Annotated in this window: 9 protein-coding genes; 8 read left to right on the top strand and 1 reads right to left on the bottom strand. The window is 44.1% G+C overall.

The window, feature by feature from the left end:
- Window positions 1–382 precede the first annotated feature (382 nt).
- The 8 genes from K7A41_RS04795 (at window position 383) to K7A41_RS04760 (ending at window position 13,355) form a co-directional block, all read left to right on the top strand.
- Window positions 383–910 carry an RNA polymerase sigma-70 factor gene (locus K7A41_RS04795; protein WP_265712808.1) on the top strand — a complete coding sequence of 176 codons (528 nt, stop codon included), beginning with the start codon at window positions 383–385 and terminating at the stop codon, window positions 908–910.
- Between the two features lie 97 nt (window positions 911–1,007).
- Entirely contained in the window at window positions 1,008–1,955 is a 948-nt protein-coding gene (locus tag K7A41_RS04790; protein WP_265712807.1) for a FecR family protein, read from the top strand.
- A gap of 65 nt (window positions 1,956–2,020) precedes the next feature.
- Complete coding sequence (locus K7A41_RS04785; protein ID WP_265712806.1) at window positions 2,021–5,365, top strand: SusC/RagA family TonB-linked outer membrane protein; 3,345 nt, start codon at window positions 2,021–2,023, stop codon at window positions 5,363–5,365.
- An 88-nt stretch (window positions 5,366–5,453) separates the two neighbouring features.
- On the top strand, window positions 5,454–6,974 hold the full coding sequence (locus K7A41_RS04780) for a RagB/SusD family nutrient uptake outer membrane protein (protein ID WP_265712805.1): 1,521 nt from the start codon (window positions 5,454–5,456) through the stop codon (window positions 6,972–6,974).
- Window positions 6,968–8,821, top strand: a complete 1,854-nt coding sequence (locus K7A41_RS04775) for an alkaline phosphatase (RefSeq protein ID WP_265712804.1) — start codon at window positions 6,968–6,970, stop codon at window positions 8,819–8,821. The genes K7A41_RS04780 and K7A41_RS04775 overlap by 7 nt, the downstream gene beginning before the upstream one ends.
- A gap of 227 nt (window positions 8,822–9,048) precedes the next feature.
- On the top strand, window positions 9,049–10,842 hold the full coding sequence (locus tag K7A41_RS04770; RefSeq protein ID WP_265712803.1) for an alpha-L-fucosidase: 1,794 nt from the start codon (window positions 9,049–9,051) through the stop codon (window positions 10,840–10,842).
- 292 nt (window positions 10,843–11,134) lie between these two features.
- The gene (locus tag K7A41_RS04765; protein WP_265712802.1) at window positions 11,135–12,949 is read left to right on the top strand and encodes a sensor histidine kinase; all 1,815 of its coding nucleotides are present in this window, start codon (window positions 11,135–11,137) and stop codon (window positions 12,947–12,949) included.
- Window positions 12,950–12,959: 10 nt separating this feature from the next.
- Window positions 12,960–13,355 carry a response regulator gene (locus K7A41_RS04760; protein WP_051607380.1) on the top strand — a complete coding sequence of 132 codons (396 nt, stop codon included), beginning with the start codon at window positions 12,960–12,962 and terminating at the stop codon, window positions 13,353–13,355.
- A 173-nt stretch (window positions 13,356–13,528) separates the two neighbouring features.
- Here K7A41_RS04760 and K7A41_RS04755 read toward each other — a convergent pair whose 3' ends face one another.
- Complete coding sequence (locus K7A41_RS04755) at window positions 13,529–15,304, bottom strand: aminopeptidase P family protein (RefSeq protein WP_028072474.1); 1,776 nt, start codon at window positions 15,302–15,304, stop codon at window positions 13,529–13,531.
- Window positions 15,305–15,326 lie beyond the last annotated feature (22 nt).

The following is a 15,326-nucleotide window of genomic DNA, read 5'->3' as shown; positions in this document are numbered from 1 at the left end:
CGGCCATCGAACGGACATAACAGTATGTTATCCTGTTATGGAAAACAAATAGCAATACGTTATTATAGTTTATACATACAAATATATGTATAAATAGAACAAAATGCAAATATTTTTTTATTTAGAGTGTGTTCGGACCAAGTTATCCCTCTGCTGTGCCGCCAAGAACAAAGCAGCGTTTTCGCTATGCGATAATATCCAATACAAGGCCTCAACGCTGCTACATCTATAGGAGGTCGATACGAGAACTAGGCTACATTCATTAGAAAGGAAACGCTGTTTAATACTACAGGAATGGGACAATAGACAAAATATACTCTTTAAGATTTATTAACCTTAAGGGAATACGCAGTTGTTAGCTTTGTCGAATTAAATTGATCCTGTGAGCGAATTATTGATAGCATCATTAAAGAAAGGTGAGCATTTTGCAATGGAACAGATTTTTGATCTGTATTGGGAAGATCTATTTGATGCAGCTTTAAAAAAAATAGGTGATGAGGATGCTGCCCAAGACATCATACAGGAAATTTTCATTAAACTTTGGGAAAACCGCGAACATATCGTGTTTTCCGGCGACCTCGCGGCCTATCTGCATGGAGCTGTAAAATTCAAAATCATCAACTACTTTAGGAACAACATCGTGAAAGATGGGCATCGGACCGAACTCGCAGCCCTGATGAATCAACAATACGCTGACGCTGCGGACGATCTCCTTATCCTACACGATACCGAACAAAAAGTAGAGGAAGCATTCATGCAGCTCCCCGAACGGATGCGCCAAGTTATGCTGATGAGCCGCAAACAGGAAAAATCAATAAAGGAGATCGCAAGAGAATTAAACATCTCGGTGCAAACGGTAAAAAATCAAATTACTTCAGCCATGAAAATACTCAGGAAAAGCCTGTCCTAATCTATTTCCTGCCTTCTATTCGCTATTAACAAAAACTTAATATACTGCTAACATCTTCAACTAGTACCATTCTCCATTTGAAGTGACATCTATTCAAATGAAGGAAGAAAAAGCAAAACAGCTACTGCAAAAGTATGTAAACGGTGAGGCGAGTGCTGCGGAAGTTAAACAGGTTGAAGAATGGTATGCTCAACTTCACCGTGCTGAAAACAAGGTTTCAGAGGAACGCAAAAATCTACTTCGTGCGCAGATGTTGGGCAATATTCAGTCCGCAATATCCGAAAAACAAGCTCAAAGACATACGCTGTCACGCTATCCACTCTTAAAAATAGCCGCAGTGCTCTTCATCATCGTCTCCGCAAGTCTATTGATTAACCGAAGCTACAGGCAGCCTATTTCGGACACAGCACAAATCGTGACGACGACAAAAACAGGTGAACGAAAAAAAATCACGCTGAACGACGGTTCAGAAATTATCCTGGAGCCTTCTTCGAAAATCAGCTACCCAAGCAAATTCAATGGGGAAATACGGGAACTGGAACTTACTGAAGGCGAAGCCTTTTTTACTATTGCTCACGATGAAGAGCATCCTTTTCAAGTACAGCTCGCTTCTGATTTAACCGTAAAAGTACTGGGAACCTCCTTTCGGATTAAAGCATACGGAGCTTCCAAAAATATTGAAGTTTTGGTTGCAACGGGTAAAGTCGCTGTACAACAGCAAGAGAAAGTGCTTGGTATCCTGACCAAAAACCAAAGCCTGCGCTATAATAAACAGACCTTACAAACGTCACATAGCTCGCTGGACACCAATACCACGGTAGCAATCGCATTTAATGGAGCTTCGCTGCAAGAGGTTGTGCAAAGGTTGGCTTACATCTATAATATCAAGATTGTACTCACCGATAAAACGCTCAAGTCGCTAAAAACAACTGCTACTTTCAGCAGTGCACAAAAGCCATCCGAAATTTTAGACATTCTCTGCAATTTACATCATTGCCGATACAGCGCATCACATAACAATACCATATTCAAAATCCATAAATAATGTTCAAAAAATAACCACAAAAAATCTTAGTCATCATGCGTAATTCACTACCTAATTACAAAAAAATGAAAACACCTCCATTTAAAAGAGAATTCTCTTTTTATCGGGTCATGAAGTATCCCTGTCTGGCATTGTCGATTACTTCAGTATTCTGCAGTTCTTTAATGGCCTCCCCCGGTATGGCCCAGCGATTGGACAAAAGCAGAATAAACATCAGTATCAGCAAGGGACAGCAGCTCGAACAAATTCTGCATAGGATTGAACATCTCTCCGGTCTTAGCTTCGTGTACAACCCAGACCTTTTACAGGGACGCAATACCGTCGTAAGCGGCCATTTCAGAACGGAGTCTGTACGCTCCATTTTGACCAAACTGGGGATCAGCGCTATGGAGAAAGAGGGACATGTCATACTCAGCCAATCAACTGACATCAAAGCAGACCGCATAATTAAGGGGATTGTCAGCGATACTTTGGGAGCGCCTATCGCAGGCGTATCCGTAAAAGTAGTCGGCACACAAAATGGAACGACAACAGACGCCAAAGGTTCGTTCCGTATCGAAGCCGGCTCCCAGGCAGTACTCTCCTTCTCTATGATCGGCTTCCACTCAAAAGAGATAACAGTAGGCGAGAATGAAATGATTCATGTAACGCTAAGTGAAGAACGGTCAACATTATCTGAAGTTGTGGTGGTCGGTTATGGGACGCAAAAGAAAGAAACATTAACAGGTGCTGTAAGTATCGTATCACTTGATAAATTGTCTTCGCGTTCAGTAAACAGTGTCGGTGAGGTTTTAGCGGGCAAATCCCCAGGAGTCATTGTGACCAACGAGGGCGGTGACCCCACTTCCCCACCCCGTATTAATATTCGTGGTGCCGGTGGTATCAATGGTGAAAGTGTGCTGTACGTGATCGACGGCTCTATTTTCTTAGGTACCCCGCAATTAAATCCCAACGACATCGAGTCTATTTCGGTTTTAAAAGATGCCTCCGCTGCAATCTATGGGGCACGGGCTTCCGGAGGAGTGGTCTTGATCACCACAAAAAAAGGCAAAAAAGGGCAATTGCAGATCAGTGTTGACGCCAAGATTGGCCAGCAGGGTGCATGGCGCAAATTAAAACCTTTAAATGCCGAACAACGCGCAGAAGTAGCGGCAACAGCAGCGAAAAATGGTGGTACGACAATTTTGCCTGCTTTCGACCCAGCTAAGTATCCGGATGGACTTGTAACGAAAACCAACTGGATGGATGAGGTCTTTAGAAGTGCAACGCTGCAAGATTACAATGGCGCCATCAATGGAGGTAATGAAAAGTCCAATTTTTACCTAAGTTTCAATTACCGGAACGCAGAAGGCATTGTACTGAATACGAAAACACAACGCTACAACTTCAGGATAAATTCGGAGCATCAGGTCACCCCTTGGTTGAAGGTGGGCGAAAACCTGTCGTACAGCAGCACGAACGGAAACGGTGCCAATACAAGCAGTGACTATACCGGTGCACTGCTATCGGCGATTTATTATCCAACAAACGGTACTCCCTATAATCCCGACGGCAGTTTTGCCGGTCTCCCGGGACCCTATCCCGGCGATTACGGCGATATCATCAATCCGGTCGCAGAACTGATGCGTATAGACATCAACAACCCTACCAACATACTGGTTATCAACCCTTATGCAAACTTTCAATTAACCAAAGGGCTAACCTTCCGTTCTAACTTAAGTATTACCAAATCCAACTCCAGATACAAAAGTTTCACACCAAAACGTCCCGAAATCGGTAAGCCCGTCATGAGCAATAGCCTAGTTGAAAGAGCGAATGACGCAAATGATATTCTGGCAGAACAAGTGTTAAACTACAAAGCTAAATTTGATGCACATCAGATCGATTTGACAGGAGGTTATACTTTTCAAAAGACCAAAACCACCTATCTGAATACATCAGCGAGCGATTTTGATGACGAATCCAAACAATATAGGTACCTGGATAACGCCAATAAAGTGCAACCACCAGAAAGCGGCTATGCATCAACAGCAATTTCATCGCTGTTCTTGAGAGCAAACTACAATTACAATGAAAAATACCTGCTATCCTTGATTGGAAGGCGAGACGGGTCTTCCATGTTGAAGGAAAAAAATAGATACCGGAACTATTACTCTGTTTCAGCAGGCTGGGCCCTTAACAAAGAAGAATTCCTGCGCTCAGTAGAATGGCTAAATGAACTAAAACTGCGAGGCAGCTACGGTGTGCTCGGCAGTCTTGGAAGATTAGACCCGCTGGACGTAAACCCACTTCTCGTGCGCACAACCAGTTACTTTGGTGAAAAGCCGGAGCTCCAAAATGGTTACGTACAGAATGTTCTGCCAAACGACGATCTGCGCTGGGCAGAAAGCAAACAGACCAATATCGGTCTGGATTTTGGTATCCTAAACGGACTGAGCCTTGTGGCTGATTATTTTGTTAAGGAAACAAACAATATGATCTTAAAACGTTCTCTTCCAGGTACAGCGGGTCTGAATACTCAAACCATTAATGGCGGACTCGTGAAAGACAAGGGAATCGAATTAGGTCTGACCTATAGCAGCACTAAAAATAACGATTTTTCCTACTCCGTGAACGCCACCTTAACGAAATTGAACAATAATGTAGAAGAGCTGGCTCCCGGACTGACCAACATCCCTGTTGAGACCAACTTTAGAAACGAACTGGCACCACTGCGGATCGCTGTAGGCCAGCCATTGTACAGCTATTTTGTGCTCAAGACGGATGGCATCTTCCAGAGCCAGGCAGAAGCAGATGGTTACAAAAACGCAAATGGCCAAAAAATCCAGCCTAATGCAAAAGCCGGTGATTTTAAGTTCGTCGACATGGATGGCAACGGTTCTATCGGTCCCGAAGACCGCTACTACGCAGGAAGTGCTTATCCGGATTTCTCCTACGGCCTAAGCTTCAATGCAAATTATAAAAATTTTGATTTCAATATTTTTGCGCAGGGCGTACAGGGCAACAAGTTGTTCAATGCAGTAAAAAGAACGACATATAGTGCCAGTGGTCCTTCGTACAATAAACTTGCAGGGATTCTCGACGCCTGGTCTCCGGAAAATCCGAACGGTAAAGTGCCGATCATATCCAGCTCAGATGCCAACGGAAACTTTAATGCCTCAGATTTTTATATAGAAAATGGCTCTTTTCTTCGCATCCGTAATGTCACCGTGGGGTATACGCTGCCAAAATCCCTGGCTGATAGATTTAAACTTGGAAACGTAAGAGTCTATGCAACGGCCAACAATCTATTCACTTTTACAAAATACACAGGCTTTGATCCAGAAATAGGCATGGACAATAACGGCCTTGATGTTGGTCGCTATCCACAAGCCAGAAGCTTTATCTTCGGTTTAAATGTTAACTTATAATCTCAAATAAACGCCACAAGTCTAAAGAATATAGTGTACTTATAGAGTTTAGTACAGTTGGCCATCATGAATACTACAAAATAAAACGATGAAAACGAATATAAAATACCTCGCAGTATTAGCTATAGCACTCCTTGGGTCGTGCGCGAAACAACTGGATATCTCACCTGAAGGTTCGCCATCTTCACAGAATTTCTGGAAGACCGAACAAGATGCGATCAAAGGGCAGGCAGGCATGTATGAAAAATACAACGAAGAAGATTTTTACGGTCGTGGGATGTTCTGGTTCATAAACGCCAGTGACGATATGGTAACGGGCCGCAATAAACCGGAAGCCGACAACATCAAGAACTTTAACAGAAGCTATATTGGAGGCGGTTACACAGAAACACAATGGAGCATGCGCTATGCCATCATCAAAAGAGCCAATGATATTATTGTAAACGTTCCCCGGATCACGATGAATGAGGATCGAAAGAAAGAAATTATAGGCGATGCTTATTTTAATGCTGGACTAGTATATTTCCAGCTAGCGGCCAACTACGGGAATAACAAGGCTGGGATACCAATTGTTACTCCCGAAACAGATGCCACACAACCCATCCCACGAGCCAGTAACGTCAATAAAAATTATGATCACATCATCTCCTTATTTTTAAAAGCAGCAGAAAATCTTCCTTATTTTTCGGAAATGGATCCATCAGATTACGGTAAAGGACACAAAACCGCTGCCTGGGCGTATCTTTCCAAGGTATATTTATATAAAAAGGATTATGCAAATGCCGCAAAATATGCTGATATGGTAATTAATTCGGGCAAGCATGATCTGCTGCCCAGCTTTGCAGATGTGTTTAAAGCAGCCAACAACTGGTCCAAAGAATATATTTGGTCGGTAGTCTGTACTCCAGACGGCGGCGGAACGGGCTGGGGCAGCAAATTACCCGGCGTCATGTTGACGAACAAAGCATGGGGTATTTATAATGGATGGGGATATTATCTTCCTACCAAAGAACTCTATGACTCTTTCGAAAGTGGGGATCTACGCCGCGAGGTTACAATCCTAAAACCGGGAGACAAATTCCAGTTCTTCGGCGAAGAGCGTACCTTCACGAAAGATGGAGGTGCGACATCAAACTATCAATTCAATAAATATATGGAACCGTTTTCCTATAAAAATCCGATTCCGACTCATGTGAATCCAAATGGTGACAATGGAACCACAGATCTCAATATCCCGTTGATGCGTTTTGCTGAAGTGCTTTTGACCAAAGCAGAAGCAGCTATTCAGTTAAACGGAGCTGGCGCTGGAGATATAGAATTAAATAAGATCCGGAAACGCGCGGGCCTATTACCCAAAAGCGGAATGACCATGACAGATTTAAAACGGGAACGCAGAAATGAATTGGCAGGAGAATGGGCCGATCGTCATCGCGACCTGGTTAGATGGGGAGATGCTCAGGCAGCGTATGCAAAACCTCTGCACGACTATGACGGTACAGTGATCTGGCCTTCCCGAAACTTCAACCCCCAGGTGCATGATGTCTGGGCTGTACCCCAACGTGAAATCGACAATAGTTCAGGAATAATTAAACAAAATCCAGGATGGTAAAAAACAGTAAGTTCATTTGGTTGCTATCTGCGGCCCTTTATATTCAGTCAGTTTCCGCACAGCAGAAACTGACTGCCAACACCGGTCACAGCCACAACGACTACAGGCGGCAGATACCTTTGCTGGAAGCGTACTATGCCGGCATGGGATCTATCGAAGCGGACGTATTCTACCGGAACGGCGAACTATTCGTTGCACATGAAAACCACGAGATAGAGCCAGAAAGAACCCTTAAAACCCTTTACATAGATCCCCTGGTCGCACTTTTCAAAAAAAATGGCAACCGGCCCTATACCGACCCTAAGCTAAAACTACAGCTGGTCATCGACATTAAAGAAAACTATGAGCAAGTTCTGGAGAAATTGCTAGAGGAAATAAAAGGAAATGAATCGGTATTCGACCCAGAGCAGAATCCATCTGCGATCAAGATCGTCATCAGCGGTGAAATACCGCCTGCCGAAAAGTTCGGGCATTATCCATCGATCTTCTTTTTTGACGGAAGGCCAGAAAAAGACTATACTCCAGAACAATTAAAACGTATCGGAATGATCAGTCAGGATATCGGCCGCTACACAGTCTGGAACGGTAAAGGTACACCAACACCACCAGATCTTGAAAAGATGAGAGCCGTTGTTGAGAAAGTACACCAAATGGGGAAACCATTCCGTTTTTGGGCCACCAAAGATAGCCCAAACAGTTGGAAGGAGCTTGAGCATATGGGTATCGACTGGATCAACACGGATCATCCCGATGCCCTAAAAAATTTCTATCTAAACCGGGCCAAAGCCGAATACGTCAATCCTCTAGGCTACAAGCCCTATCTGCCCTCCTACAAAAGCGACGGCACATCAAGAAAAGCCAAAAATATCATCTTGTTGATCGGCGATGGAATGGGGCTTGCACACATTCAGGCAGGCTTAAGCGCCAATTTTGGTCAGTCCAATATCATTAACATCAAGCATATCGGTTTTTCACGCACGGAAGCCTCTAATTCAGATTTTACAGATTCGGCAGCGGGAGGAACAGCACTCGCGACCGGAAAAAAAACAAACAACCGCTATATCGGCGTAGATGCTAATGGCAAGAGGGCCACCTCTTTACCTGACACTCTCGCTCAATATGGGATCAAGAGCGGTATTATCAGTGCCGGAGACATTACCGATGCCACTCCTGCTGCATTTTATGCGCACCAGATTGAACGCACGATGTCGCAGGACATTGCCGCTGATTTCAAAAAAAGTAACGTGGACATCTTGGTCGGTTCCCGTCGTGAAAGTTTTCTAAAAAATAAAGACGGTCAGCTGATGGACGAACTGGCAGAGAAAGGGTATCAACTACAAACCACGCTGGATAGTTTTGAAAAAGCCACATCAGGAAAGCAGCTGGTCCTGTTAGCCGATTCGGCAACCAGAAGGGTTTTGGACGGACGTGGAGACATGTTAAAGACTTCACTGTTAAAAACCATACAGTTATTATCAAAGAACAATACGGGATTCTTCATCATGGCAGAAGGTGCCCAGATTGACTATGGCGCACATGCCAACGATCTACCCTACGTTGTTACCGAACAACATGACTTTGATAGACTTGTGGGTGAAGCACTAAAATTCGCCGATCACGATGGCGAAACCCTCGTCATTGTAACGGCAGATCATGAGACTGGCGGACTCTCACTTCTAGATGCTGACTACAGAAAAGGAACAGTTAGGGGCTACTTCAGCAGCGATGATCACACCAATATTATGGTTCCTGTTTTCGCATATGGTCCGGGAGCACAGAATTTTATTGGTATTTACAACAATACGGAGATATTTAACAAGATTATCAGTGCGTTCAAACTGAAATAGTTTCACTTCGATATTCTTTTTTCGCAGGTATTCATAACCTACGGCCATCCCATCAGCTTGCAGCTTCGCAGACGATGTTTACTGAAAACGACCCCATGCTGTATACGCTTGGGGTCGTTTTTACTATCCACACACGGCATAGGAGTTCCCTGTTCTTAAAAATTCGATTTAGCTTATCAATTTTTGATTTTTTAGCTATCTTGTCGTTCTAAATAATGATGACCTTTATGATACCACGATTCAAACGGGCACTGCTGCTCTTTGTATTACTGATCAGTGCTTCTATCAGACTTTTTGCTCAGCACACGAATAAGGCAGACTGGTTTAAAGATGCCCGTTTTGGCATGTTTATCCACTGGGGTTTATATAGTGCCGCTGAAGGCTTATGGAAAGGAGAACCTTTGCGTTATATGAACAACTATGCGGAATGGCTACGTTACCGCAACAGGGTATCCAAAGAAGAATATGGTACCCTGGCTAAGCGCTTTGACTGGAAAAAAATTGATCCCGAGCAATGGGTACTTCTAGCAAAAGAAGCCGGGATGAAATATATCATTATTACGGCCAAACATCACGATGGAGTGGCACTATGGGACACCAAGGTAGGTACCTACAGCCTGCCGCAGCTCAGTGGTTCAAAAAGGGATGTCATCAAAGAGATCGCAGCGGCATGCAAAAAACACGGCCTCAAACTGGGTTTCTACTATTCTCATTGGATCGACTGGGAACATCCTTATGGCTGGAACCATCAGCAGGAACTGACAGGCCATGTCACTGATGCACAGTACAACCAATACTGGCAAGAAAAAGTAATACCGCAGCTACGTGAGCTGCTCAGCAATTATGGGGACATCGGCCTCATCTGGTTTGATATGTGGATTCCTTACCAACAGTCCATTATTAAGAAAGAACAGCTCCTGCAAGTGGTCAAATTAATCCGCCAACTGCAGCCCCAATGCCTGATCAACTCTCGTCTGGGCCTTCCAACCGATGCCGAAAACGTTGACTTCCAAACCTTGGGCGATAATCAATTTGGAAGTACCTATATTGCACATCCGTGGGAAACACCCGGTACAATTGCTCACTCCTGGGGCTACAATGGACAGGAGAACGAATGGAAATCCACCAGCCAGATTTTTCAGTCTCTTATCTCCAATGTGAGCCTCAATGGCGGTTTCACCTTGAATATAGGGCCCCGCGCCGATGGTACCGTGCCCTACGAAAGCGTCAGTCGCCTCCATGAAGTCGGTGCTTGGCTCAAAAACTACGGCGAAGGGATCTATGGGGCCACTGGCCTACCTTTAAAAAGCAATCATTTTGACTGGGGTTACCTGACTTCCAAAGTCGGGCAGCAAAAGAGCACTGTATACGCCCACATATTCAACTGGCCGCTGGACCATAAACTGCGTATCACAGGAATAAAATCCAAGCCTGTAGAGATATCATTGATGAACGGAAAAACACCGATCCAAATAAAGTATGATCAGAAGCTGAGTCTCCTCCACCTTCAATTACCCGATGAACAGCCTGACCATTACGTCTCACAAGTTCGCCTAACTTTTGATACCCCATTGGTATTGGATGAGACTGCTGTCCAGGAATCGACATTTGGCGGATTCTCGCTGAATTCTATCAACAGCGTGACAAACAATTCCAAAACTATTGGCTATAACGGCAAAAACCCTACGCATACTATTGTGACAGCCGATACCAAAATGGAATGGGAAGTTACCGTTGCCGAAGCCGGTAATTACACTGTTGATCTCTCTGCACATAATCCCAATAAAGAGCCCATACGGTTTCAACTGAATGTGGCTGATCAGCAACTCGACGGATATTTTGCTCCCTCGCAGAAAATGGTCGTCGAACCCAATGAAAATAATTATACCGAAGAGTTTCCAGAACAGCGCGTCGGTACAATAAAATTAAACAACCCCGGAACATATAGATTCACGTTCAAAACCGAGTCTCAGGCTCCGCTTTGGCTAAACTGGTTATGGCTTGAAAAAACCAAAAATTAACCTGCGCCCGCTAGCAGATTTAAAAAGATAGAGGATCAAATCCTTCGGTCTCGCAACCGAAGGATTTTTTTTGCAAAAAGCCATGCACTTTGTCCCTTCTGCAATACGGTATTATAGAAAAAGTTATCTATTTTAATATTTATTTATTATTTTGGTGTAAAAGTTACCAATTTTGCAAGACGGTAACTATGCTATTTGCCAGCTAAGTATAACTAAGAGAATTCATCCTAAACATTGTTGGAGAATGTATTTGCAACGGGACTTTTTATCGCCATTTTCTATCCACAACTCCATGTCCGGATTAGAGGGTTTGCTGCTAACAGCTGACGATGGAGTCATTTTACAGGCCAATAGACGTGCCAATGAGCTTTTGGCGTTAAAGAACGCTAAACCTACCACCAATAAAATACATCAGCTTACAACCTTCTATTCTGCAGATAGCCGGGCTCCCCTTCATCCTGAGCAAACTCCTTTCTATACTGCATTACAAGAAAAACGGGAGCTACAGGAAATTGTTTTGGGAATATCCGTGGAGGATCAGCTCAAATGGCTTTTATTTAATATTCATCCGCTAAAGGAGAAGGATTATAATGGTCTTCTCATCTCTTTTATGGACGTGTCAGGGCTGGTCAGCCAAAATCAGGATGTAAAGGACAAGCAACAACAACTTCAGTTGCTGGTCGCCTCCTTAAATGATATTGTCTTCGAGGTAACCGACGAGGGCGTGTTTAAAAATTACTGGACCAATGATCCCAGCCTCTTATTTTACCGTCCAGACGAATTCTTAGATCGCAGAATGGATGAACTCTTTCCACCGCACCTGTCTGGACCTGCTATTCAGCTGATCCAAAAAGCTCTTAAGCTGGAGAAGGAGTTCAAAATGGAATTTCAGTCACCGTTCAAACAGCATAAAAACAAATGGTACAGCCTACAGGTTAAACCCATCCACCGTTCACAAAACCACGTAGCATTAGTGGTTTCGGACATTACAGAACAGATTGAATCCACCGAAAAAATACGATTCAATGAACATAAGTTCAATCAGGCATTTCACTTCTCCGGGTTGGGAATGGCGCTCACAGATCTTCGTGGTTTTTGTATAGAATCCAACAATACACTGACTAAAATATTGGGGTATACACAGACAGAGCTGTCAAAAATGAACTTTAGTGATTATACACATCCAGATGATACAAGACAGGAATCTGAGCTACGGACAAAACTTGTTCAAGGAAAAGTTGATAGCTTCACTTTGCAGAAACGTTACAAGCATAAATTGGGTCATTTCGTTTGGTGTTCCGTTACGATCTCTGCTGTTTTTGACCATACGGGCAGCCCCCTGTTTCTGATTGTCCAGGTTCAGGACATTTCTGAATCTAAACGAAACATAGAGATTCTCAAACGGCAGAAGATGGAGTCTGAATTGGTTAAAATTGACCTGGAAACGAAGGTACGGCAAATGGAGGAATTCGCCGGCATTTTGGCACATGACCTAAAAGGACCTTTGAGTAATATGCAGATGCTGATCGATGAAATCAAGGTCTCACGCGATGAAAAGATTAAAAGTGATTTTCTGGACCTTTTAAAAGCGAGCACTGATCAGCTTTCTGAGACGCTCCACGATCTGGGAGATATATTGGATTTACGCTCCAACACTGCTCTTCATTTCGAAAAATGTGATTTTCTTCAAGTATATTTAAGTGTAAAACACCAGCTTATCGAAGAAATACAGCAAAAAAACGCGTTCATTTCGGTTGACTTTGAGGTAGAATCCATTCATTATCCAAAAATCTATCTGGAGAGTATTCTTGTCAATCTGATCAGCAACGCACTTCGATTTACCGCTCAGGGAAGGCAGCCTCATATTGAAATACAAACGCATGCCGGAGAGGGGGGTACGGTGCTGACGGTCAAAGACAATGGACTCGGCATTAACTTGCCGAAATACAAGTCCCAGCTTTTCATGTTCAAGAAAATCTTTCACCGCGGCATTGAAAGCAAAGGTGTCGGCCTGTTTCTGATACGGCACCAGATCGAATCCCTTGGCGGAAAGATCGACGTACACAGCGAACCGGATAAAGGCAGTATTTTCTCAGTCAACTTTTAAATAAGGTGCAATGAACCGCAACAACAAAAGAAAAATCATCCTTATTGACGATAATGCGATTCTTCGTACTATCTTTGGCCATATGATTCGGGGCTTTTCGGGCTATGAAATCGAATTCCATGCCTTTAAAGATGCACTTGACTTTCTGGAGCAGGCTGACATAATTGGACCATCGGACACCCCAATACTCTTTGTTGATATCAATATGCCTTTTATGACAGGCTGGGAACTGATGGACCGACTGGAAGATAACACCGATTTTATAAACCGCAGCAAAATATACATCATCAGTTCGTCGTCCAGTAAAAGCGACCAGGACCAATTGGCAAATTACCCTTTTATCAGCGGCTTCGTATTAAAACCTTTTGACAAGGACTTACTGTACGAGATTCTCCAGAAGTATTAACATGACGGGTACCCGCCGGCATAGAGCGATATGACCACAAAGGGCTTAAAGGTTTATACCTGCGCATAAAGGGGACAACAGACAAGCATGAAAAGTGACTTTCACGATCGTCATGATCGCTATAACTGAAACAGGCACAGCCAATCGGCCGTGCCTGTTTCTTGAGGCAATACCTAGATTGCTTTACATTTTTCAGCCAGCCAGCTTTTTTCCTCACCCGATAGATGTGCTGCCAGCTGGTCAAACACCCATTGATTATAATTGTTCAACCACGCTACATGCTTTCTGTCCAATAGCGACTTCTCTATTAAATCTGTAGCAATATAACAGATCGTCAGCGTTTCGAAATCCAAAAAATCACCAAACTCCGAAGTCCCTGCCGTACGTGCTAGCACGAGATTTTCAATGCGGATACCATGCTTGCCGACCCGGTAGAGTCCCGGTTCGATAGAGGTAATCATGCCGGGCTCCACAGCAACATCGATCGCTGCAGCGTTGAATACCTGCGGTCCTTCGTGTACATTCAGGAAGAAACCTACGCCGTGCCCTGTTCCATGCCCATAATTGCGCCACGTTTCCCAGAGCGGACGACGCGTGATGGCATCAATCTGGTAACCTCTTGTGCCAACAGGAAAGACTGCCTGAGACCCTTCGATCGTTCCTTTGAGCACGAGTGTATAGTCTTCTTTTTCCTCTTGTGTAGCCTGCCCCAATGACACGACCCGCGTAATATCGGTTGTGCCGGTCTGGTATTGCCCGCCCGAATCCACCAGCAACAACCCTTTGGGGCGCAACGTGTAATTTGACGTTTCATTCGCTGAATAATGTGGCAGCGCACCATGATCCAGATAGCCAGCAATGGTCGTGAACGAAATATCAACAAAGCCTTCCTGTTCTTCACGGAATTCACGCAATTTATCCGCTATGGACAATTCCGACAGTTCTTCCGTCGCAACATGCTCCTCCAGCCATTTAAAAAATTTGGTCAAAGCGACTCCGTCTTTCACAAAGGTGTGCCTGTTATTTTCAATCTCAACGTTATTTTTAACCGCTTTAAGGTTTGTAGACGGATTTACTTTTTCGATGATCTTGATGTGGGCTGGCACGCGGTCGTAGACAGCAAAACAAGTGCGCTTAGGATCGATAAGAATAGTCTTCGCCTGCAAATTATCTATTGCCGCATGGATGGTATCATAAGGCGCGATATCCACACCATATCCCTTCAGCTCCGCCACCGCTGCTGCGCTTAACTTTGAAGGCTCAATGTATAAGGTCGCATTCTCAGCAGTGATCAGGACAAAGCCCAGAACAACAGGGTTACAAGGTACATCCTGACCACGTATGTTTAATAACCATGCCAGGTCATCCAACGAAGAAACAAGATGAGCATCCGCACGGGCCTTTTTCATTTCCGCCCGGACTGCCCCGATCTTTGTCACGGTAGACTGACCGGTAGTGCTCTCCGGCAACAAGTATGCCTGTGCTTTAGGCAATTCAGGCCTGTCCGTCCACAGCGCCGATAATAGATCTACATGCCCGTCGACCTGTATATCCAAAGGTTCTAACGTATTTTTAACTGATTGAGCAACCAATAAAGAAGCCAGGTTACCGTCAAAAGCAACTGTCGCACCTGAACTTAATTTTTCAGCCAGCCAGTCCGCATACTCGGCAGCACCCTGCGTTTTTAGCTTAACCAGCTCAAAGCCTGTTCCGGCCAATTGTTCTTCCGCCTGCACAAAATAACGTGAATCTGTCCAGAGGCCCGCAAAATCCTGTGTAATGGCCAGTGTTCCGGCAGAGCCTGTAAATCCGGAAGCCCATGCAATACATTTATAACGTTCCGGTAAATATTCACTGATATGAGGATCTGATGATGGGATAATATAACCATCGATTCCTTGAATCTTCATCGCCTCGCGAATGGCAGCTAATTTTTCGATATGCTTCATGTCGTCATTACAATTTTACGCA

The sequence above is a fragment of the Sphingobacterium sp. InxBP1 genome (assembly GCF_026191775.1).
Lineage (GTDB): Bacteria > Bacteroidota > Bacteroidia > Sphingobacteriales > Sphingobacteriaceae > Sphingobacterium > Sphingobacterium thalpophilum.
The sequence above is the reverse complement of the archived record's forward strand: the minus strand, read 5'-3'. Positions and strand labels throughout refer to the sequence as shown.

Excerpts from the sequence above, each read along its gene's own strand:
- K7A41_RS04790 (WP_265712807.1), top strand. The coding sequence starts at position 1,008 with ATGAAGGAAGAAAAAGCAAAACAGCTACTGCAAAAGTATGTAAACGGT.
- K7A41_RS04785 (WP_265712806.1), top strand. The coding sequence starts at position 2,021 with ATGAAAACACCTCCATTTAAAAGAGAATTCTCTTTTTATCGGGTCATG.
- K7A41_RS04780 (WP_265712805.1), top strand. The coding sequence starts at position 5,454 with ATGAAAACGAATATAAAATACCTCGCAGTATTAGCTATAGCACTCCTT.
- K7A41_RS04775 (WP_265712804.1), top strand. The coding sequence starts at position 6,968 with ATGGTAAAAAACAGTAAGTTCATTTGGTTGCTATCTGCGGCCCTTTAT.
- K7A41_RS04770 (WP_265712803.1), top strand. The coding sequence starts at position 9,049 with ATGATACCACGATTCAAACGGGCACTGCTGCTCTTTGTATTACTGATC.
- K7A41_RS04765 (WP_265712802.1), top strand. The coding sequence starts at position 11,135 with ATGTCCGGATTAGAGGGTTTGCTGCTAACAGCTGACGATGGAGTCATT.
- K7A41_RS04760 (WP_051607380.1), top strand. The coding sequence starts at position 12,960 with ATGAACCGCAACAACAAAAGAAAAATCATCCTTATTGACGATAATGCG.
- K7A41_RS04755 (WP_028072474.1), bottom strand. The coding sequence starts at position 15,304 with ATGAAGCATATCGAAAAATTAGCTGCCATTCGCGAGGCGATGAAGATT.